The organism is Sphingobacterium thalpophilum (assembly GCF_038396785.1).
Classification (GTDB): domain Bacteria; phylum Bacteroidota; class Bacteroidia; order Sphingobacteriales; family Sphingobacteriaceae; genus Sphingobacterium; species Sphingobacterium thalpophilum_A.
Window position 1 is genome coordinate 2,853,595 of the sequence record NZ_CP151087.1, and the last position, 21,149, is coordinate 2,874,743.

Sequence of the window (21,149 nt, forward strand, 5' to 3'; positions counted from 1 at the left end):
GCCATGAGCCCAGTTTAATTTCTCAGGATTTCTTTCAGCAAGTTTATAACTTCCACCCCTTTGATTATCGATCTTTACTCCGCTATCCTATCTTACGACAATACCATTTTGGCGTAAGGTAGCTTTAAGATCGGGGATCAATATTTCACCATAATGGAAGACCGATGCCGCCAGGGCAGCATCCACGTTAGCTTGTTGAAAAACATCGACAAAATGCTGTTGATTACCGGCACCGCCAGAAGCAATCAGTGGAATATGAATCTGGTCGTTTATTGTTTTTAAAAAACCATTGTCAAAGCCATTTTTTGTTCCATCATGATCCATTGACGTCAACAGGATCTCTCCTGCTCCACGTTCTTGCGCTTCAAGGATCCAATCCGCTGTGTCCAATTCCGTCTTAATGCGTCCGCCGCTCAGATGCACAAAATTCTGACCTTCGATCGACCGGGTATCCACAGCAACCACAACAAATTGTGCACCAAAAGCTGCAGCCATCTGGTTGATAAGAGCAGGATTGCGTACCGCAGCGGAATTGATGGATATTTTGTCCGCACCTGCATTCAACAAGATATCAGCATCTCTGATTTCATTGATACCACCGCCGATTGTAAAGGGAATATTCACTTGACGTGCGACTGCTTTGACCAGATCAATTGTCGTTTTACGCCCCTCATGCGTTGCTGTAATATCTAGGAAAACGAGTTCATCAGCCCCTTGTTGAGAATATTCATAGGCCAATTCAACAGGATCACCTGCATCGCGCAGATCCACAAAATTGACTCCTTTTACCGTCCGCCCATCTTTGACATCCAAACAGGGAATTATACGTTTTGCCAGCATTTTAAAATCTGATTAACGATTTTAAATTCCAATCTTTGATTTCATCGATCGAGATTCTATTTTCATAGATTGCTTTACCAACGACAACAGATTCTACACTGCCCAATTCCTGAAGTTTCTGAATATCGTCCATTGAACTGATCCCGCCAGAAGCTATTAACTTGATAATCGGAGAATGGCTCAACAACTTTTGGTAGAGTTCAACGCCTGCACCGCCCAATTTTCCATCTTTACTAATATCGGTACATAAGAACCTAAAGAATCCTAAAACCAAGCATTTATCAATATATTCGATCAATTTGATTGGCGAACTTTCCAACCAACCCGAGTATTTGATTACCTCATCCAAAACGTCGATTGCAATAACGATGTGGTCGGCATATTTTACTTTACCTTCGTTCAACGTAGCCAGCTCCTCCAAGAATGAAGGATTGGTGATTGCCTGTGTTCCGACAATAACGCGATAAATCCCTGCATCAACCAATTCCTTAACCTTTTCGATACTTCTTACACCACCGCCATACTGAATTTTCATATCTGTCTTTTGGATGATATCAAATAAATAGGCCTGATTGCTGAAGTCTCCTTTTGCACCATTTAAATCAATGATATGGACGAGTTCCGTACCATTTGCACGGTAGGTTTCGATTTGCTCTTCTAAACTAATCGCATACGTTGTAACGTCATTGTAGTTACCCTCTCTCAAGCGGACAACTTTTTTGTCCAAGACATCTATTGCTGGAATGATATACATAGTCGAATATTTTTAATCAATTTGAATAGTTGAAAAATTGAGCAGCAGCTGCTCTCCTGCTTTTCCAGATTTCTCTGGATGAAATTGTACGCCAAAGAAATTGTCTTTGGAAATTGCAGCCGAAAAAGGCTGTCCATAGACACATTTCGCCGCGGTATATGTCGCATCGAATTCGATAAAGTACGAGTGGACAAAATAAAAATAAGTCTGGTCTTCAATATGTGCAAATAAAGGACTGTTTGCTGGCACGGAAACACTATTCCAGCCCATATGTGGTACTTTACCCGACTTTTCGGCATCAAAATGTAAGGTCTTCAAAGGAAATAGCTTTAACATTTCGGCATTTCCTTCTTCTGAAAAAGCCGTCAGTAATTGCATACCAACACAAATACCCAATACAGGCTTTTTTAGCTTTTTGATATAGGGCACCAATCCCGATTCCTGTAGTTTGTCCATCGCGGCTCCAGCGTGGCCCACTCCAGGAATGATGATACGATCGTATTGATCGATCTCATCGGCAGTATTGACCATACCATAGGTAAGCCCAACACGATCCAGTGCCGCTGTCAAGGAGAAAATATTCCCCGCACCGTAATTAATAATTCCTATCATCTTACAATACTCCTTTTGTACTTGGCAATTGCATATGGTCGGCATCGCGTCTTACCGCTTTCTTGATAGATTTAGCAAAAGCTTTGAAAATCGCTTCAATCTTATGGTGCTCATTGTCACCTTCAGCTTTAATGTTTAAATTCGATCGTGAAGCATCTGAAAACGACTTAAAGAAGTGGAAAAACATTTCCGTAGGCATATCGCCGATCTTCTCCCGCTTAAATGCCGCATCCCACACTATCCAGTTGCGACCACCAAAATCCAATGCAACCTGAGCCAAACAATCATCCATCGGCAACGTATAGGAGTAGCGCTCAATTCCACGTTTATCCCCTAAAACCTTCAAAAAGATCTCGCCCAGCGCAATACCCGTATCTTCGATGGTATGATGTTCGTCGATATGAAGATCCCCTTTCGCCTTAATGGTCAAATCAAGTGCTCCATGTCTAGCCAATTGATCCAGCATATGGTCGAAAAACGGTAACCCCGTTTCGATGTCTGACTTACCCGAACCATCCAGATTCAACTGAATAAAAATATCCGTTTCATTGGTTTTACGATGATGTTCGGCAGTGCGCGTACCCAATTTAAGGAATTCATACACCGTCTTCCAATCCGTTGTCTCTAAAGCTATAACAGTTGAATCTATCGCAAGGTTTTCCAAAGCACCTAATTGATCGTTTGCACGCAGCCAAATTGCCTTTGCACCGAGGTTTTGTGCCAATTTAACATCGTTCACACGATCGCCAATGACGAAGGATTGGCTCAAATCGTATTTCGACGCATCAAAATAGGCTCCAAGCATACCAACTCCCGGTTTTCGGGTTTCCGCATTCTCGTGTGGAAAGGTTTTATCAATATGTTCCTCGGCAAACACTACGCCTTCTCCTGCAAACGTATCAATCACAAAATGATGGACTGGCCAGAAATTCTCTTCCGGATGGGAAGACGTTCCTAAACCATCTTGGTTGGAAACCAAGATCAATTCGAAATCCAGCTCCTTTGCGATACGTGGTAGATACTGCAAAGCACCAGGATAGAATTTTAATTTGGCAAAAGAATCGATTTGTTCGTCTTCAGGTTCCAAAATCAATGTTCCATCGCGGTCTATAAACAGTACACGTTTTAAGTTATCAGGCATAGTATTATTTATTGATTTGATTAAGTTTTTCTAACAATGTTTTATTTTCAGCCGGTGTACCGACCGTGATCCGTAGACAGCCTTCACACAGTTCGACTTTGGATCTATCTCTAACGATAATTCCATATTGAACGAGATAATCGTAAACTTCACGTGGCTGCTCCATCTTCACCAAAATAAAGTTGGCATCAGAAGGTGTAATATGCTGCACATAATCCAGTTCAAGCAATCCACGCACTAGTTGCTCACGTTCTGCTACTGTCTCCTTGATCCAGTCATTGACTTGATCAACCTGATCTAAGGCTTCCAATACAATATCTTGTGTCGCTTGATTAATGTTGTATGGTGGTTTTATTTTATTGTAAACAGCGATAATCTCCTTACTGGCAAAAGCCATACCCAAGCGTAAGGCCGCAAGCCCCCAGGCTTTGGATAAGGTCTGCAATACCACTAGATTGGGGTATTCAGCCAGTTCTTGCGTAAATGACTTGACAGCAGAAAAATTAATATAGGCCTCATCCACTACCACAAGCCCCTGGAAATTATTCAGGATTGCTTCAATATCCTGACGACGGATTGAGTTTCCGGTTGGATTATTCGGAGAACAGATAAAAATCAGTTTAGTATGTGCGTCTATTGCATTGGCAATACCATCCAAATCCAGCTGGTAATCAGCAGTAAGGTTTACCTTTTTGAAAGCAACATCATTGATGTTCGCCGAGACTTCATACATCCCGTAGGTTGGCGGAACTAATATGACATTGTCAACACCAGGGGTACAAAATGCACGGTATAAAATATCAATAGCTTCATCACTTCCATTTCCCAAAAAGATATTCTCTGATGGTACACCTTTTATTTTAGAAAGTTTTGCTTTAACTTGATGTTGGAGAGGGTCTGGATATCGGTTGTAATCATGGTTTAAGGGGGATCCAAAAGGATTTTCATTGGCATCAATTAATATGGATGCCTCCCCTTTAAATTCATCTCTTGCGGATGAATAAGGTACGAGCTTCTTAATATTTTCCCGTAGTAGGTTGTTTAAGTTGAATGGATTATCCATTATAAAAAAATTAGAGCCGTAAACTTAGATAAATTGTTCATCATATGCAATATAATAAGCAATTATTCATAGGTGTTAACCCGTTTATCGTTGGGATATCAGAGAAAATTCAAAAAAATTAAACGGAAAACCACCGACCTTCCACAGAGAGTTCCGTATTTGGGAATACAGTTCTCGCTTCTTCCAATAGGGGATTTAAATCTCTGTACCGCGCTGAATAATGACCCAATAGCAACTTCTTTGCATGAGTTTCCTGGGCGATCTCTCCAGCCTCCAACGCAGTGGTGTGAAATGTCTCTTTTGCGCGGTCGACCATATCGTGCAAGAATGTGGACTCATGATACATCAGATTAGCCTTTTGCACATAAGGCAGGTATTCTGCCGTCCGTACGGTATCCGAACAATACACATAACTGCGCGATAAGGGAGCGGGAAGGCTCAGGTCATCTGCAGTATATACTTTACCACTTTCATCGACGTATTCAAATCCTTTTTTGATCATCGGAAAATAAGCGGTGGGTATATTCAGTTCCTGTACGACATCGCCAAGCAATGTTCGTGCACGGGGACCCTCATCAAAACGAAAGCCTGTACAGGCAATACGATGCTTTAATGGAAAAGTGCTTACTTTTAATGTTCTGTTTTCAAAAATGACCCCCGGCTGTTCGGGTGAAATCGGATGAAAAACAAGATTATAGCGTAAAATAGTCTCGGAATGCAAAAATTGCACGTCTAAAATTTCCTTTAACGCAGGTGGCCCATACAAATGGAGATCACTTTTTCGGCCGACAAGGTGCATCGATGAAAGCAGCCCCACCAAACCCAAATAATGATCCCCATGCAGATGGCTAATAAATATATGTCCTAAACGATTGCTTTTGATGCCGTATCGGCTAAGTTGCATTTGTGTACCTTCTCCACAGTCGATCAAAAACAATTGCTCATTAAAGTTCAACACTTGGCTAGTCGGATGACGATCAAACATCGGTGTGGCCGAGCTATTTCCTAATATCAGAACTTCAAACTTCATATTAATCCTCGATTGCCCCGCGATACTCAGATTCCAATTCGTGTGCAAAGATTAAATCTTCCGCCACCTTTAAAGATGGTGCTATTTTAAGCGATTTATCCAAATGCGACACACGAACCATATCCATTAACGTTGGACAAAGATTAACCAAAATAAATATGCCCCCAACAGACTGACATAAACGATGGGCAAGCACACCTAAACGGATACCGACCTCGTCCGTTTGCTTAACGTGGATCATATCCAAAACGATATTCCGTTGTCCAATCGTATTCCGCAACAAAAACTCCCCTTTGAGTTTAGCGGCATTATCCGCGTCAATCACATCGACATGAGGTTCTATGACAATATAGCGATCGTGCTTATCAATGGTATACTTCATTAGTCTATCTCCTTTGTTTGAGGATACAATGTACTAATAATTTAGCGTTTTCAAGGCCTTTGCCACATTTCTTTCCACACGTTCCAGTACGTTTTCCTGATCTGGATACACAAACTTCTCTCCGACGATATGCTCGTAAAGCTCAATATAACGTTCAGAAATGGAAGCGACAATCTCATCCGTCATCTCCGGAACAACCTGACCGTCTTTCCCTTGGAAGCCGTTTTCAATTAACCATTTGCGAACAAACTCCTTCGACAATTGCTTTTGTGCCTCCCCTTTTTCCTGACGTTCCGCATAACCTTCCGCATAAAAATAACGGGAAGAATCTGGTGTATGAATTTCGTCGATCAGCACAATTTTCCCATCTTTTTTTCCAAACTCATATTTTGTATCCACCAAAATAAGCCCTCTTTGCGCGGCAATTTCGGTACCCCTTTGAAACAACGCTTTGGTATATTGCTCCAATTGAACATAGTCTTCTTCGCTTACGATGCCTTTTTTCAAGATATCGACACGTGAAATATCCTCATCATGTCCAACAGCAGCCTTTGTTGTCGGTGTAATAATTGGCTCAGGTAATTTGTCATTTTCTTTCAGTCCTTCTGGCAATGCCTCACCACATACTTCCCGTTTACCCGCAGCATATTCGCGCCAAGCGTGTCCTGACAAGTAGCCCCGAATAACCATTTCCACTTTAAACGGCTCGCATAGCTGACCGATAGTTACACTGGGGTCCGGAACAGACACGACCCAATTTGGAATAATATCAGCCGTAGCCTTTAAAAATTTGGCTGCAATTTGATTCAACACCTGTCCTTTATAAGGAATAGGACGTGGAAGTACCACATCAAATGCCGAAATACGATCTGAGGCAACCATCGCCAAATACGTATCGGCAATCGTATACACGTCACGTACTTTTCCCCGGTAAAAAGCAGTCTGGTTTTCGAAATTGAAATTTGTTTCTTTTATAGCATTCATGTTCAACGTAAAATTCAAATGTAAGTAATTGTTCATTTATGACTGCGTTCAACGGCATTCATAAATGCAGCGCATTTATTTAAGAGCTCACTGTACTCGATTTGCCTTTTAATAAGGCTATTTGAACTATATCAGTCGGCACCTTTTGTACCCATGCCAAACTGGGATATCCCAAATCATACGTTTGCAGCATAGACCGATTAAATATCGCCATACGCTTCGAGGATGCGGCGAACCAATTTATGGCGAACCACATCTCCACCGCTGAGGTGGATAATGTCTATTCCTTCGATATTCTCCAATAGGCGAATTGAAGTAGACAATCCAGATTGATTTTTTTTCGGTAAATCTACCTGTGTCATATCACCGGTAACGATAAATTTTGCCGTTGGCCCCATACGTGTCAAAAACATCTTCAGCTGCATATCCGTTGCATTCTGAGCTTCGTCCAGAATCACAAAGCAGTTGTCCAATGTTCGTCCACGCATAAACGCTAGAGGTGCAACTTCAATGGTCCGATTTTCCAGGTAACCTTTTAGCTTTTCTGCTGGAATCATATCGTCCAATGCATCGTAGAGCGGTCTCAAATAGGGGTCTACCTTCTCCTTTAAGTCGCCCGGTAAAAACCCGAGATTTTCGCCGGCCTCGACGGCTGGTCTCGTTAGAATGATCCTTTTGATTTCTTTATTTCGAAGTGCCCGAACAGCTAATGCAACCGCCGTATAGGTCTTTCCTGTACCCGCCGGTCCGATAGCAAATAAGATGTCATTTTTCGAAATACTATCCACCATCTTCCGTTGGTTGGCCGTACGTGCACGTACAATAAGGCCATTAGGTCCATACACGATCGGTTCGGATCCAAAGGCTGCATGTTTGGCCGCAAGTTCTTTTTCCTGCTGAACAGCAGAACCTGCACTTGCTCCAAGGAGATTTTCAAAATCCAATAAAGTAATGTTGTTAAATTTCTCCAGATGAGCCATGACTTCCTTAAACGATTGCTCAAACAGGTCTAATTCCTTCGCGTCTCCCAACACCTTCATTTCACTTCCGCGAGCTACAATCCGCAGTTTTGGGAATTGCTTCTTCAAATAATCGAAGTGCTCATTGTCTGCTCCCCATAATATGGGCAAATTCAGACCATCTAATGCAATTAGTAATTCGTTCAAATTTTATCCTATTTAGAATTAATTAGATTGTAGCCATTACACAATATCGTTCCTGTATAATACTATTCAAAATTAACGTATTCTAACGAAACAACCAAGAAGATACGGCGTACAAACGACGATGATTTATAAGCTTATGGAGACAGCCGACAAAGGGGCACAAAGATTTCGTTATGCATAAAATCTTCGCTATGTTTGTGTATATCAATCGAAAAAAGACAGATTCAAAATAAGTTATCCAATTAACTTTATAAATCATCTGATAAATAGTAATTTTGTCCACTATTTAGATAAATTTAAGGGTATATTTAAGGGAATTCGACAGCAATTCGATCTAGGATTTAGATTATAATGGCAGTAATTACATTAACAACAGACTTAGGACACAAAGATTTTTATCAAGCCGCGTTAAAGGGTAGTCTTTTATCGCAATTGTCCGGTGCCAATATTGTTGATATTACCCACGAAATTCCAGCATTCAATATCCCTCGAGCGGCCTTTGTGTTAGGCAACGCTTATCATTATTTCCCTAAAGGAACCGTACATATTATCGGCATTAACACCCTGTTTCATGAAGAGTCGAAATATATCGGCATGAAATACAACGATCATTATTTCGTCGGAGCCGACAACGGTATTTTCAGCTTATTGTTGAATGGCAACGAACCACAGGAACTCTATGAGCTCAACTTAATGCAAGACCTTCGGTATCTACACTTTCCGCTCGCAGATATTCTTTCTAAATCCGCCTGTCATATTGCTAAGGGGGGCAAACTGAAAGAAATCGGTACTTCAATGCAACAGCTCATCGAAAAAGTAACTTTGCAGCCCATCTTTGATAAAGACATGATCCGAGGCAACGTCATTTATGTTGATGCATTCGGCAACGCCATTACCAATATCTCGAAAGATCTATTCAATAAAGTTCAGAAAGGACGTCATTTTGTCCTCTATTTTAAACGTAATGAAACCATTACCAATCTTTCCTGGCATTACAATGAAGTGGGAGAAGGAGAGAAACTTTGTTTATTCGGTATTTCCAACTACCTTGAAATCGCCATCAATAAAGGTAATGCCAGCCAGCTACTCGGACTTCATGATGACGATTCCAATGTTATTCGTATAGAATTTAAAGATTAATTTCATAAATTCATTTGTCGTGCTTTCGCTCCATTTTTTTATCCTTGGTCAAACTGACCACAAGGCTAAAATTGTAGTTGTAGCTTCGTGGCAAAATAAAATTTTACCATCAACGTTAGTTTAAACTAGACATTTGATTAAATAGATCGTCCAAATACATGATGAAATTCTTAAAATTCCTACTTCCAATCGCCGTTCTATTTTGCTTCTTTGGACAGGCCAAGTCGCAAAACAACCCAGACTCCAGCTCTTTTGAGGTCCAACGAAGCCGTGTAAATGACCTACTCGATGCCCGTCAACAGAAATTCGGCGCCTATGACACGAGCCTCACTCAAAAAACAGGGCTTTTTGGCCTTTTCAAATCAAAAGGTGACATGCAAAAGAGCATTGATATCCTTAAAGATATTGTTATCACCGACAATAACATTTTCTTAGAGACTCAAAAACTATTGAAAATCAAAGATTTTGAGAAAGATAAATTCCAACAATTGGCAACAGATTACGACAAGCAGGTATCAGCCTATATCGGCACCATAAGTAAGCTTCAAAAAGAGAACGAGAAACTGCGGGCACAGATTGACAAAACATCAGGCAACGGAGGTATAGGCAATATCCTGCTCTATATCGCTTTACTTGTTATCGCCGTATTAGGATATTTATTGTATAAATTTAACGCGCAACTAACAGCTTCGAAACAACAAAATTTAGGATAAAGCAGCAGCAACAAGCATTTGCACAAGTACAAGCCACTTAAAACAGCCGTTTTAAATCAGAAAAAGTACGGTTTAGTTCAAAAAATTGACTAAAGTATGATAGCAAAATATTTTTAATCTCTTTACATTTGTCCTCGCAACAAAATTTGAAGTAGCGGATATGGCAAGAGGATTCAACAGCGGTAACAAACAAGAAGAAGATCTACCAAAACCAAAATTGAATAAAGAGCTCCTATTGAGAGCATCTAAATTGATGACCTATTTAAAACCTTATCGTTTTAAATTTGGGGTCGGCATGTTTTTCTTGGTATTATCCAGTTTGGCCATGCTCGCCTTTCCGGCTTTGCTTGGCGCCATGATTGATGCCGCGCAAGGCAAGCAAACTTATCCATGGCTTGCACCACATGTTTATTATATTGGTGGAATTGCCTTTATTATTCTGTCTTTTCTGTCAGTCGTTTCTTTTTTTCGTATCCGAATTTTTGTTGAGATTGCCGAACGTACGCTATCCGCATTACGCAAGGATACTTATCTTAAGCTGATTTCTTTGCCAATTGAATTTTTCGCCAATCGTCGTGTTGGGGAATTAAACAGCCGCCTGTCTGCTGACCTTTCACAGATCCAGGATACGTTAACAACAACTTTGGCTGAAATCTTAAGACAGTTGATTAGTCTTTGTTTCGGTGTGTTCCTTTTGGTTTGGGTATCGCCCAAACTTGCCCTCATGAACCTTTGTATTTTACCGATTATCGTTGTAGCTGCTATTATTTTCGGAAAATTCATCCGCGAATTGTCCAGACAGGCCCAGGATAAAATGGCCGAGTCAAATAGTATCGTTCAAGAAACATTATTGGGGATAAGCAACGTAAAGGCCTTTGTGAATGAGTACTTCGAGTTTAATCGCTACAGCAATCAAATGGATTCAGTGGTAAAGTTGGCAGTCAAAGGAGCTACTTTCCGTGGTGCATTTGCCTCTTTTATTATTTTCTGTATTTTCGGTGCGGTGATTGCTGTCATCTGGTACGGCGCAGCATTGGTTTCTATCCATGAAATGACTGTAGGCGACCTGACTACTTATATCTTGTATTCGATGTTTGTTGCAGGCTCCATGGGCAGTTTCCCCGAACTCTATGCCAATATCCAACGCTCTTTGGGTGCAAGTGAGCGGATCTTGGAAATTTTAGATGAGCCCCAAGAACACCTCAATGTAAAACCAACTTGCAAGGAAGTGCACAAGACCATGACCGGAAAACTAAGCTTCAACCATGTTTCCTTTGCCTATCCAAGCCGCCCCGATATTGAAATTCTGAAAGACATCAACTTTACAGCCAATGCTGGCGATAAAATAGCCATCGTTGGACCGAGTGGAACCGGAAAATCAACAATAGCTTCATTGATTCTTCAATTCTACACAGCCAATAAAGGGGAAGTATATTACGATGACAAACCGGCATCCGATTTTGAACTTTGCGATATCCGCAACCAGGTCGCTATCGTGCCGCAAGATGTTTTGCTGTTTGGCGGAACAATACGTGAAAATATAGCCTATGGTAAGCTCGATGCCACGGAAGATGAAATAATAGCGGCTGCAAAACGTGCCAACGCACATCAATTTATATTAAATTTCCCCGAAAGCTATGACACCTTAGTTGGTGAACGTGGCGTTAAACTCTCTGGTGGTCAGCGCCAACGAATCGCCATTGCGCGTGCACTATTAAAAGATCCTGCAATCCTTATCTTGGACGAAGCCACTTCTTCCCTAGACTCAGAATCAGAAAGACAAGTGCAGGAGGCGTTGGAAGAATTAATGCGTGGACGCACCTCGATCATTATTGCACACCGACTATCGACCATTATTGATGCCGATAAAATTATCGTTGTCGAAAATGGAATCGTGTCTGAGAGCGGTACGCACTTTGAACTGCTCCAAAAAGAAAGCGGTCTTTATCAGCACCTCTATAATCTGCAATCAAAGCAGCAGAAAATTGATATGTAAAATTTTGTTAATTATTGATTCTTTTTAAACAAATTCACCCTGGGATTGTTCATTTGGTATCATACTTGATTATCATTTGAATATATAACAAAATAGAAGAATTATGAAAAATAGCAAAAATGGATTAGTGGCATTTGCTTTGGTAGGATTAGCTGCGGGAGCTGCTGCATGGTATCTTTTAGGAACTGATGATGGGAAAAAACAATTAGATCGTGCAAATGACGGCATTAAAAGCTTAACTAAGTCATTGAAAGATCTTTCAAAAAAAGAAGCTAAAAAGGCACAAAAACTAGCGAACAAAGCTTCGGCTGAATTAGACAATTTGAAATCAAAAGCACAAGCAGCTTTCAGCAAAGCATCGGATGATGCAGATGCACTGAAAAACAAAGCAAAAGAAGCCGGCAGAGAAGCTTTGGACCACGCTAACAATGCCGCTCAAAATTTGGCAAGCAAAATCGACAATACAACTGATGCTGCAAAATCCAAAATTTCTAACGCATAAGTAAAAAAACAGCTTTTTTAAGAATTGATGGTTTTGGTCACTCCCGTGGTCAAAATACATTTGTATCTTTGCTGCATATGACTTTGCTGCAACAGGTAAAAACTTTAATTCTTAAAGACATCATTCTGGAATGGCGTTCAAAATATGCTATTAACGGAATTCTACTATATGTCGTATCAACTGTTTTCGTCTGCTATCAAGCGTTCAAATCAGTTGATACGGCTACATGGAATGCATTATTTTGGATCATTATGCTCTTCGCTTCGATCAATGCAATCAACAAAAGCTTCGTCCAAGAAAACCCAAACCGGCAACTTTACTACTATTCACTGGTTGATCCCAGAGCGATCATTTTAGCGAAAGTCATTTACAATATGATGATGATGACCCTGCTGGCGATCATTGCATATTTTGTCTATTCGACGATATTCAGAAACCCTGTCGGTGATCCAACACTTTACTTCATTTCGGTCATCTTAGGCAGCATCAGTTTCGCCACAGTCTTTACCATGATCTCCGGGATCAGCTCCAAAGCGGGCAACAACAGCACCTTAATGGCCATCTTGAGTTTCCCCGCCATCATCCCACTGTTAATCGTATTAATCAAGCTATCCCGCAATGCAATAGAAGGCCTGGAAAGGGCTTCCAGCAGCAAAGAAATAATCGTATTACTTGCAATTAATGTAATCACCATCACTATTTCTTTATTGTTATTTCCGTACCTTTGGCGAGATTAAGTGTCAGAATTGAGAACAAACTAAATTCAATTTATCCATGAGAAAAAAATGGTGGAAAATATTAGCGGTAATGATTATCTGTGCGGTCATTATCAATGGTCTTTTGGGACCTGTTCCCCGCCTATTCATCCTTCACGAAAGCATACGCAACGTTTATTTTCATGTCCCAATGTGGTCGGCTATGTTCGTTATGTACCTGGTTTCTGTTATTTATAGTATCAAATACCTCAATACGGGCAAACAGGAGTATGATTTAATGGCCATTGAAGCCGTTAATACCGGAATAACATTTTGTTTTCTTGGACTTGCAACAGGTATGCTTTGGGCAAACATCACCTGGGGAGAGCCTTGGCCAAACGACCCGAAGCTTAATGGCTCTGCCATAGCAACACTGATGTATCTAGCCTATTTGGTGCTCCGCAATGCGCTGGAAGAAGAACAAAAAAGAGCCAAAATATCGGCTGTGTACAATATCTTTGCATTTCCGATTATCATCGTGTTACTTTATATTCTACCAAAGATGACAGACTCTCTTCACCCTGGAAGTGGAGGAAACGCAGCCTTTGGCGATTTAAAAATGAGCAGCGAGCTACGCCCTACATTTTATGCCGCGATGATCGGCTGGCCAATGATTGCAGCTTGGATTTGTTCACTTCGCTATAGAGTACGCCTGCTCGAAAAGAAAGACTTGAACGCATAATATTGAACGGCTAATACCGTACTTTATTTCTAAAATAAAGAAATCCGGTAAAACCCAATCAGTAAAAAACAGAATATTACATAAATCAAATAGCGTGTATCGAATCATACATAACAATGAAAACGACACGAATAATATTTTAAACAAATGAAAAAAATAACATTGTCAATCGCCTTACTACTCTTATCAACTTTGAGCACATTTGCACAGGATGATGTCGAGATGGCGACTGGATTACGTAGCGAAGGTAAGATCTACGTTGTTGTATTGGTCATGTTGGTCATTTTTCTGGGTTTGGCTTTCTTCCTTTTCTTGCTCGATCGCCGTATCAGCAAATTGGAAAAAAAGAATAAATAGCATTTTATTGATTGCATACGATGATTATAAGTCAGTTTAGAAATTATTCACCCATCAATATTTTATTTCTATCCATCGTGGGTTTTGTTTTATGCTTAGGCATATTTCTTCACCTTCCGGACAAACTTGATTCTGTAATCTTTGAGCCTGCCTTGGGGAATCTTTTGGGAGAAAATAACTTAATCAACCTCTCTCCTTCGACCAATGTTTTTATCACACTGATCCTGACGATTTCTCAGGCAACGATACTCAATCGCATCACAAGCCATTTTAACCTGCTGGGTAAACCCAGTTTCTTGGTTGCTTTGATGTACATGACACTGGCCAGCCTGTTTTTACCATTTTTGGTACTTTCACCCACACTGATCTGTAATTTCATTTCGATATGGATGTTAAGCAAATTGCTCTCCCTCTATCGGCAGACAGATGTTAAAGCCGAAATGTTTGATCTCGGTATGATTGTAGGGATAGGAAGTCTGATCTACTTCCCTTTTCTGAGTATGTTCGCCTTACTATGGATAGGCCTACTCATTTTTAGGCCATTCAACTGGCGCGAGTGGATTACACCTTTACTTGGCCTAGCAACGGTCTATTTCATCTTAGCGGTTATCTACCTTTGGATGGGTAAAATGGAGCAGTTTTATACCATTTGGCTACCGTTTACCTACAAATTCCCTACTGCTATTCGCATTCAGTTAGTCGATTATCTGGTACTCGTCCCAGTAATCTTTACGTTAATACTCTTCCTCTTGGTATTGAAAGACAATTTTTTCAAAAGTGTCGTGCATATTCGCAAGTCATTTCAACTGTTGTTTTTTATGTTATGCCTTGCGATAGTTTCTTTTTACTGGAATAAAAAACTAACGGAGGCCCATTTTTTACTTTGTGCCCCCTCCATCGCTATTTATATGGCTTATTATTTCACTTATGCCAAAAAGAAATGGTTTTTTGAAGTTGTATATGCCATCATAACACTGACCATAATCTACTTTCAGTTTTTCTAAACGACTGTACAATAAGTGTTTAACCTTTTTTAACAAAATCGGCTTAACAAGCTCGCAAAAATTGAATAGTTTTGTATGCGATTAAAAGCAAAGAACATTTAATATAAGAGTCAGATAACTCGAAAATTTCACTAAAACTAAATAAACATTAGTTTCTCAATTTTATAGATTGACCATGCAGAAACGCTTTACAAGCTCTCTAAGAAATAAATCACTCCAACTGTTGTTAGCAGGTGGAATTTTAGCTAGTTCTACTACCGCATTTGCACAAAAAACGACATCCGCATCACCTTATTCTCAATTTGGACTTGGTCAGATGCGTGAAGATTTATTGCCACAATATAGAGGGATGGGAGGTGTCAATACCGCTGTCCGGAGAATCAATGGCGTGTATAATACCAACCCAAGCAACCCTGCATCTTATTCTGCTACACAGTTTACGACCTTTGATGCTGGTTTATACGGGAACTACACGCAGTTAAATTCGACAACAAGATCGGATAATACCGCTGACTTTGCCTTTAGCCACATCACCATGACATTCCCAATGAAACGATTTGGTGGTATCAGCTTGGGTATCCTTCCCTATTCAGATATAGGCTATCGGACATCTTCAACGGGAACAGTCAATTCTGATCCCTATACGAAAGTTTTCACGGGCGAAGGTGGTTTAACTAAAGCCTATGCAGGTTGGGGGGTACGCATTGTAAAAGGTCTGAGTATTGGTGCCAATATGTCTTATCTATTTGGAACCCTAAATGATTATAGCCGTGTAGAGTTTTTGCCTTCATCCGGAGCATTAAATACACAACAACAAAATAAGCGCGAAATCCAAGGGATTATCTTTGATTATGGTCTGCAATACGAACAACCTTTAAATAGAGAATACTCGTTGATCGTTGGTTATTCAGGGTCGCTCAATAATGATATCAAAGAAAGAGCAACAATTTTTAATACACGGGTTACACCTTCAACGGATCCAGACAACCAAAATATCCCGTTGGATAGCACCTATGTTTCGGACCGTAGCAGCAGGCATTTGACGCTTCCGTTGCGACATAATGTAGGTATTACCCTTGCACGTAACAACCGATGGTTAATCGGGGCCGATTTTAAATATGCCGATTGGTCAAGATTTCAGACCAGAGCGGGTGAAAACGAACTACGGAAGAATTATGGCGTAGCGATTGGTGGTCAGATTACACCAGATGTTACTTCGCTTAAATATCTGAACCAAGTAGACTATAGAGTTGGTTTCAGGTATAATAAAACACAATATTTCTTAAGCGACCAGAATATCAACGATATGGCGGTTACTGTAGGTGTGGGACTGCCGTTGGCAAGAAATCAATTTTCAGGAGCTTTCTCTAAAATAAACTTCTCTGCAGAATTTGGCCAAATGGGCAAAATCAGCAACAGTCTCCTACGTGAACGCTATATTAACTTTAATATCGGCTTTACCCTCAATGACCGCTGGTTTAGAAAACCGCCTTTAGATTAATTAATACGATGGTACGCAAGACATTTGCTTCATCCATATTCCAAAATATATCGCCCCTAGTAATCTTATTTTTACTAGGGGCGCTCTCATTGACCTCTTGCGAACCGGATCTAAAAGAGGTAGACCGCATTGCCAATATGAAAAAGGAAGAGGCGGTCGACATTTCGCGTCATGTCGATATTATTTATAGCGATTCCACACGGGTAAAAGCGAATCTTACAGCCCCTGAAATGCGTATCAAACACGATAGCACCGAAGTATACGAATTTCCAAAAAGCATAAAAATCATCTTTTACGACGACAATTTAAAGGAAACTCAGCGAATTACTTCCGACCATGCTATTCGGCGGGAAAAAGAAAAGACCACCGTATTTACCAAAAATGTGGTGGTTACTATGGCTGACGGTTCTGTCATCAAAACAGAAGAGATCATCTATGACGAAAGTAAAGCCGATAGCAACAGCAACATGACCTTTTATAATCATGTTCCCATTACGGCATTCTTTCGGGATAATCGCGGTAACTTACAAGGTTCATCATTTACTTCGGACAAGGATTTTAAACACGTCAATATAGCCAATGCAACTGGTTATACGGTGATCACCAACAACAGTCTCTTCCCTTCCTTAGGTAAATAACTATTTGCAGGCCATAAACCAGATTCAGGTTTAGCTTAACAGCAGGTATAGATCCGAGACAATACCTCCAGGCAGTTTATTTATACGATTAAGTTGTTCAAAACGAATCATTTGAACTAAAAGAGCACAAAAAACTCCACTTTATACAAATAGTTTTCAAATTTGTTTTGTTACATTCAGGAAAATATTCCGTTTTTTTTTATAAAAATTGTATCTTGCACCGCATTTTGCTATGCTATGCATAAATTAACGAAATACAAGTATTTACACAATATAAACACAATAAGCAGACTATGGGATTAATGGGCTTTTTGCGTAACAAAGCTGGTGTCATCTTGACCGCAGCTATGGCTATCGCAATTTTAGCATTTTTACTAGGCGATGTCGTTCGAGGGGGAGCTCCTTTTTGGGCGAGACATCAAAATCGTGTAGGGGAAGTCAACGGAACTGAAATTGAATATCCTGAGTTCAGTAAGCAAGTTGAACAAACAGAGGAAATGTTCAAACAACAAATGGGCGGTGCAGTGACCCCTCAAATGCGGACCTACGCTGTTCAACAAGTATGGAATCAATTTTTATCAAGAGAAATCTTGAAAAAGGAAATTGAAAAAATCGGTTTGACTGTCGGTAAAGACGAATTAAATGATTTAGTGCAAGGTAACAACCCTTCACCTCAAATCGTTCAAGCGTTTACCAACCCACAAACAGGACAATTTGACCCGAGTCAACTGCGTGCTTTTATCACCCAAATGAACACATCAGGTAACCAACAAGTGGCTGAACAATGGGAGGAACTACTGAAAGGCGTTAGAGATGAGCGTTTAAGCAGCAAATATGGCGAATTGCTTTCTAATAGCGTATATGTTACTTCTTTGGAAGCAAACGAAGAATACCAAGAGCGTAATAAACTAGCAGACTTCAAATACATTCTTTTGGATTACGCTTCTGTTAAGGATGCTGATGCCAAATTGACTGATGCAGATTACCAAGAATATTATAATGAGCATAAAAGTATGTTCAAAACACAAGAGGAAACACGTGCGATCCAATACGTAATGGTGGATGCAAAACCTCTTGCAAAAGATTCATTGGCCGTAAAAGAGACGATCAATAAATTGAAACAAGATTTAATCGTTGCTAAAGATGACTCTTTATTTGCTTCGATCAATTCAGACAACAAATTTCCGTTTACTTATGTGAAAAAAGGACAGTTGAGTCCTTCATTGGATTCCGTTGTCTTCAATGTTGCGGCCGGAACAACTGTGGGACCTTTCTTAAACAACAATGCGTATGAAATTGCAAAAGTTGTTTCGACGATCGTAAGCCCTGACTCTGTGAAAGCATCACACATACTATTGGATCCTGCTGCCGAAGGTGGAATGGATAAAGCATTGGCGAAAGCAGATTCGATCAAAGGATTGATTCAAAAAGGAGACAATTTTGCGGCATTGGCGGTTCAATTCAGCAAAGATCCAGAGAGCAAAACCAACGGTGGCGAGCTGGGTACTTTAACAAGAGGCCGTATGGCTCCAGATCTTGAGACAGCCATCTTCGAAAGTAAAACAGGCGATATCAAAGTTGTAAAATCACAATATGGTGTCCATGTCATTAAAATTGAAAAACAATCAGGAAGTTCAAAATATGCAAAAGTTGCTATCATTGACAAAGTGATCAACAGCGGAAAAGAAACGTTGAACAATGCACATAGCAAAGCAACAGCATTCTTATCTGCAGCTACAGCACAGAACTTTGCTCAAGAAGCGAAAAAAATTGGTCTGGAAGCAAAAACAGCCTCACGCGTAACAGCGATGGACAATGTATTAGATGGCGCCGAAGCTCCACGTGATTTAATCAAATGGGCTTTCGAAGCTAAAAAAGGCGATATTTCAGATAAAGTTTTCGAAACTGAAACCTCTTATATCTTAGCAAACTTGGTCGACATACAGCCTAAAGGAACTCTTTCCTTGGATGCTGTTAAGAAAGATATCGAACCTGCAGTAAGAAATATGGTTAAAGCTAGAATCTTGAAAGATAAATTTGACAAGGCTTTAGCAGGTACATCTTCTATTGATCAAGTAGCACAAAAAGTTGGTAAAGCAGCTATTCACGTTGAAAATGTTGTCTTCGCAAATCCAGTTATTCCTGGTGTTGCATTAGAAAACAAAGTGGTTGGTACTGTTTTTGGGCTACAGCCAAACAAACCTTCCAAAGCGATTGAAGGCAATACCGGTGTATATGTTGTACAAGTAAATGGTTTTACCAATCCTGCCGCGATTTCGGATATCAACGGACAAAAGAAACAAATGCTTGCAGCTAAAGCACAACGCGCTTGGGGATCTATTTTCCGCGCTTTACAAGACAAAGCTGAAATCATTGACAATAGAGTGAAATTCTTTTAAAAGATTTTTAAGTAAATTTGTAGCCGGACGAATTATCGTCCGGCTTTTTTTTTGATGTAAATATGGATATTCAAACAGATATTGTCAACAAAGTTGCGCAAAGTGGGTTAGTCACAGTTGACCTGGCCAACTACCATCCTAAAGCAGACAATGTAGTCTATGATATTAAGGATAATCTCTTCCATGGCTTGATTCTTAAAGAAAAGGATTTCCGAGAATTCATTAAGACACACGACTGGTCGCAATACGAAGGTAAACATGTCGCAATTACGTGTACTGCCGATGCTATTGTTCCGACCTGGGCTTATATGTTATTAGCCAACAAATTGGAACCCTATGCGAAGACAATTATTTTTGGGGATTCAGAGGAGTTGTTGCGTATGCAGTATGCTGCGGCAATCGAACAGATTGACATGGAACAATTTCGAGATCAACGTGTGGTTGTGAAAGGTTGTGGTGATATTTTTATTCCGGAGTCTACCTTTGTGCAGTTTACGGTAAAATTGAGTAAGGTAGCAAAGAGTATTATGTATGGTGAACCCTGTTCTACGGTCCCCGTATTTAAGCGGACACAGCCTAAATAACTCAGCTCAACATAAGTATATGTCATCGTCCATGAAGGTCTCATTAACTCCAAAAGTTAAATTTATTTGAATGAAATTAACATTTCTTTTTCAAACAAATTTCGTAAACTTACGTACATGAAACTTATATCGACTTTGCTCCTTTACTTATCCGTTATCGTAAGTACTGCTTTCGCTCAAGATTTACCGCATTTAAAAGAATCGGCATTTAAAGGTGGCGAGAAATTAAAATATAAACTCCGTTATGGCTTTATTTCAGCCGCAACAGGGACATTAACCGTTGAGGATACCAAGGATGGAGCCGGAAACCCTTCCTTTCATCTATACGCTGCCGGCAAAACAGCTGGCGCCTTTGCCATATATACGGTGAGAAATGAATACAACTCGTATATCAATAGCAAGACATTTTTACCGTATTACTATACGGAAAACATTCGTGAAGGAGGATATAGACGGAACGATAAGGTGCGCTTCAACCAGGAGACAAATAGTGTTGTAGGCAACAAGGGGACTTTCAATTCGAAGGTAGATCAGACTTTCGACTTGCTTTCTTCCTATTATTTCGCCCGAAATCTAGATCTGTCGACTGTTAAACCAGGAGAATCTTTTAAGCTGACTTATTTTTTGAATGATGAGATTGCCACCTTAGGCATACAATATATTGGAATAGAAAAAATAAAAACGGAATTAGGCACTTTAGAATGTCTCAAATTCAGTCCTGAGATTAAACCAGGACGTATCTTTAAAAAAAATAGCAAGCTTTATCTGTGGGTAACCAATGATGGCAACCGTATTCCGGTCAAAGCCAATGTAGATATTCTAATCGGTTCGGTAACACTGGAATTACTCGAAGCCAGTGGATTAAAATACAAATTGGGACAGAAAGCAAGCTACTCAAAATAATTA

General features: G+C 40.1%; 22 protein-coding genes. 13 read left to right on the forward strand and 9 right to left on the reverse strand.

Going from position 1 to position 21,149, the window contains the following annotated elements:
* Positions 1-87: 87 nt before the first annotated feature.
* The 9 genes from hisF to AACH28_RS12635 all read right to left on the reverse strand — a co-directional run bounded on the left by hisF (position 88) and on the right by AACH28_RS12635 (position 7,972).
* Positions 88-840 (reverse strand): imidazole glycerol phosphate synthase subunit HisF, encoded by a 753-nt coding sequence (hisF, locus tag AACH28_RS12595; RefSeq protein ID WP_070563353.1) that lies wholly within the window; start codon positions 838-840, stop codon positions 88-90.
* Position 841: 1 nt separating this feature from the next.
* A complete protein-coding gene (locus AACH28_RS12600; protein WP_046672344.1) occupies positions 842-1,594 on the reverse strand; it encodes a HisA/HisF-related TIM barrel protein in 753 nt (250 codons plus the stop codon).
* A gap of 12 nt (positions 1,595-1,606) precedes the next feature.
* Positions 1,607-2,206, reverse strand: a complete 600-nt coding sequence (hisH, locus tag AACH28_RS12605; protein ID WP_046672343.1) for an imidazole glycerol phosphate synthase subunit HisH — start codon at positions 2,204-2,206, stop codon at positions 1,607-1,609.
* A 1-nt stretch (position 2,207) separates the two neighbouring features.
* Complete coding sequence (hisB, locus tag AACH28_RS12610) at positions 2,208-3,347, reverse strand: bifunctional histidinol-phosphatase/imidazoleglycerol-phosphate dehydratase HisB (protein ID WP_046672342.1); 1,140 nt, start codon at positions 3,345-3,347, stop codon at positions 2,208-2,210.
* 4 nt (positions 3,348-3,351) lie between these two features.
* Positions 3,352-4,410, reverse strand: a complete 1,059-nt coding sequence (gene hisC, locus AACH28_RS12615; protein ID WP_070563350.1) for a histidinol-phosphate transaminase — start codon at positions 4,408-4,410, stop codon at positions 3,352-3,354.
* 118 nt (positions 4,411-4,528) lie between these two features.
* Positions 4,529-5,440, reverse strand: coding sequence for a ribonuclease Z (locus AACH28_RS12620; RefSeq protein WP_070563348.1), 912 nt, complete (start codon positions 5,438-5,440; stop codon positions 4,529-4,531).
* A 1-nt stretch (position 5,441) separates the two neighbouring features.
* Entirely contained in the window at positions 5,442-5,822 is a 381-nt protein-coding gene (locus tag AACH28_RS12625) for an STAS domain-containing protein (protein ID WP_046672339.1), read from the reverse strand.
* A 33-nt stretch (positions 5,823-5,855) separates the two neighbouring features.
* Entirely contained in the window at positions 5,856-6,806 is a 951-nt protein-coding gene (locus tag AACH28_RS12630) for a phosphoribosylaminoimidazolesuccinocarboxamide synthase (protein WP_286767636.1), read from the reverse strand.
* Positions 6,807-7,006: 200 nt separating this feature from the next.
* On the reverse strand, positions 7,007-7,972 hold the full coding sequence (locus AACH28_RS12635) for a PhoH family protein (protein WP_046672338.1): 966 nt from the start codon (positions 7,970-7,972) through the stop codon (positions 7,007-7,009).
* 351 nt (positions 7,973-8,323) lie between these two features.
* Between AACH28_RS12635 and AACH28_RS12640 the strand changes: the two genes are divergently transcribed.
* From AACH28_RS12640 to AACH28_RS12700, 13 genes are all read left to right on the forward strand, one after another.
* The gene (locus AACH28_RS12640; RefSeq protein WP_046672337.1) at positions 8,324-9,112 is read left to right on the forward strand and encodes an S-adenosyl-l-methionine hydroxide adenosyltransferase family protein; all 789 of its coding nucleotides are present in this window, start codon (positions 8,324-8,326) and stop codon (positions 9,110-9,112) included.
* Positions 9,113-9,270: 158 nt separating this feature from the next.
* Positions 9,271-9,825, forward strand: coding sequence for a hypothetical protein (locus tag AACH28_RS12645; protein WP_070563342.1), 555 nt, complete (start codon positions 9,271-9,273; stop codon positions 9,823-9,825).
* A 160-nt stretch (positions 9,826-9,985) separates the two neighbouring features.
* On the forward strand, positions 9,986-11,821 hold the full coding sequence (locus AACH28_RS12650) for an ABC transporter ATP-binding protein (protein ID WP_070563339.1): 1,836 nt from the start codon (positions 9,986-9,988) through the stop codon (positions 11,819-11,821).
* A gap of 103 nt (positions 11,822-11,924) precedes the next feature.
* Positions 11,925-12,323, forward strand: a complete 399-nt coding sequence (locus AACH28_RS12655) for a hypothetical protein (RefSeq protein WP_286767613.1) — start codon at positions 11,925-11,927, stop codon at positions 12,321-12,323.
* Between the two features lie 77 nt (positions 12,324-12,400).
* Positions 12,401-13,060 carry a heme exporter protein CcmB gene (locus AACH28_RS12660; protein ID WP_046672334.1) on the forward strand — a complete coding sequence of 220 codons (660 nt, stop codon included), beginning with the start codon at positions 12,401-12,403 and terminating at the stop codon, positions 13,058-13,060.
* A 37-nt stretch (positions 13,061-13,097) separates the two neighbouring features.
* Complete coding sequence (gene ccsA / locus AACH28_RS12665) at positions 13,098-13,760, forward strand: cytochrome c biogenesis protein (RefSeq protein WP_046672333.1); 663 nt, start codon at positions 13,098-13,100, stop codon at positions 13,758-13,760.
* Between the two features lie 147 nt (positions 13,761-13,907).
* Positions 13,908-14,117: a CcmD family protein gene (locus AACH28_RS12670; RefSeq protein ID WP_046672332.1), complete on the forward strand. Its 210-nt coding sequence runs from the start codon at positions 13,908-13,910 to the stop codon at positions 14,115-14,117.
* A 20-nt stretch (positions 14,118-14,137) separates the two neighbouring features.
* Positions 14,138-15,121, forward strand: coding sequence for a DUF6427 family protein (locus AACH28_RS12675; protein ID WP_070563329.1), 984 nt, complete (start codon positions 14,138-14,140; stop codon positions 15,119-15,121).
* A gap of 175 nt (positions 15,122-15,296) precedes the next feature.
* The gene (locus tag AACH28_RS12680) at positions 15,297-16,622 is read left to right on the forward strand and encodes a membrane protein (RefSeq protein ID WP_046672330.1); all 1,326 of its coding nucleotides are present in this window, start codon (positions 15,297-15,299) and stop codon (positions 16,620-16,622) included.
* A gap of 8 nt (positions 16,623-16,630) precedes the next feature.
* The gene (lptC, locus tag AACH28_RS12685) at positions 16,631-17,260 is read left to right on the forward strand and encodes an LPS export ABC transporter periplasmic protein LptC (protein ID WP_070563326.1); all 630 of its coding nucleotides are present in this window, start codon (positions 16,631-16,633) and stop codon (positions 17,258-17,260) included.
* Between the two features lie 293 nt (positions 17,261-17,553).
* The gene (locus AACH28_RS12690; RefSeq protein WP_182983334.1) at positions 17,554-19,659 is read left to right on the forward strand and encodes a SurA N-terminal domain-containing protein; all 2,106 of its coding nucleotides are present in this window, start codon (positions 17,554-17,556) and stop codon (positions 19,657-19,659) included.
* 62 nt (positions 19,660-19,721) lie between these two features.
* Positions 19,722-20,243: a DUF2480 family protein gene (locus tag AACH28_RS12695; protein ID WP_341833091.1), complete on the forward strand. Its 522-nt coding sequence runs from the start codon at positions 19,722-19,724 to the stop codon at positions 20,241-20,243.
* A gap of 117 nt (positions 20,244-20,360) precedes the next feature.
* On the forward strand, positions 20,361-21,146 hold the full coding sequence (locus tag AACH28_RS12700; protein WP_070563318.1) for a DUF3108 domain-containing protein: 786 nt from the start codon (positions 20,361-20,363) through the stop codon (positions 21,144-21,146).
* Positions 21,147-21,149: the final 3 nt, after the last annotated feature.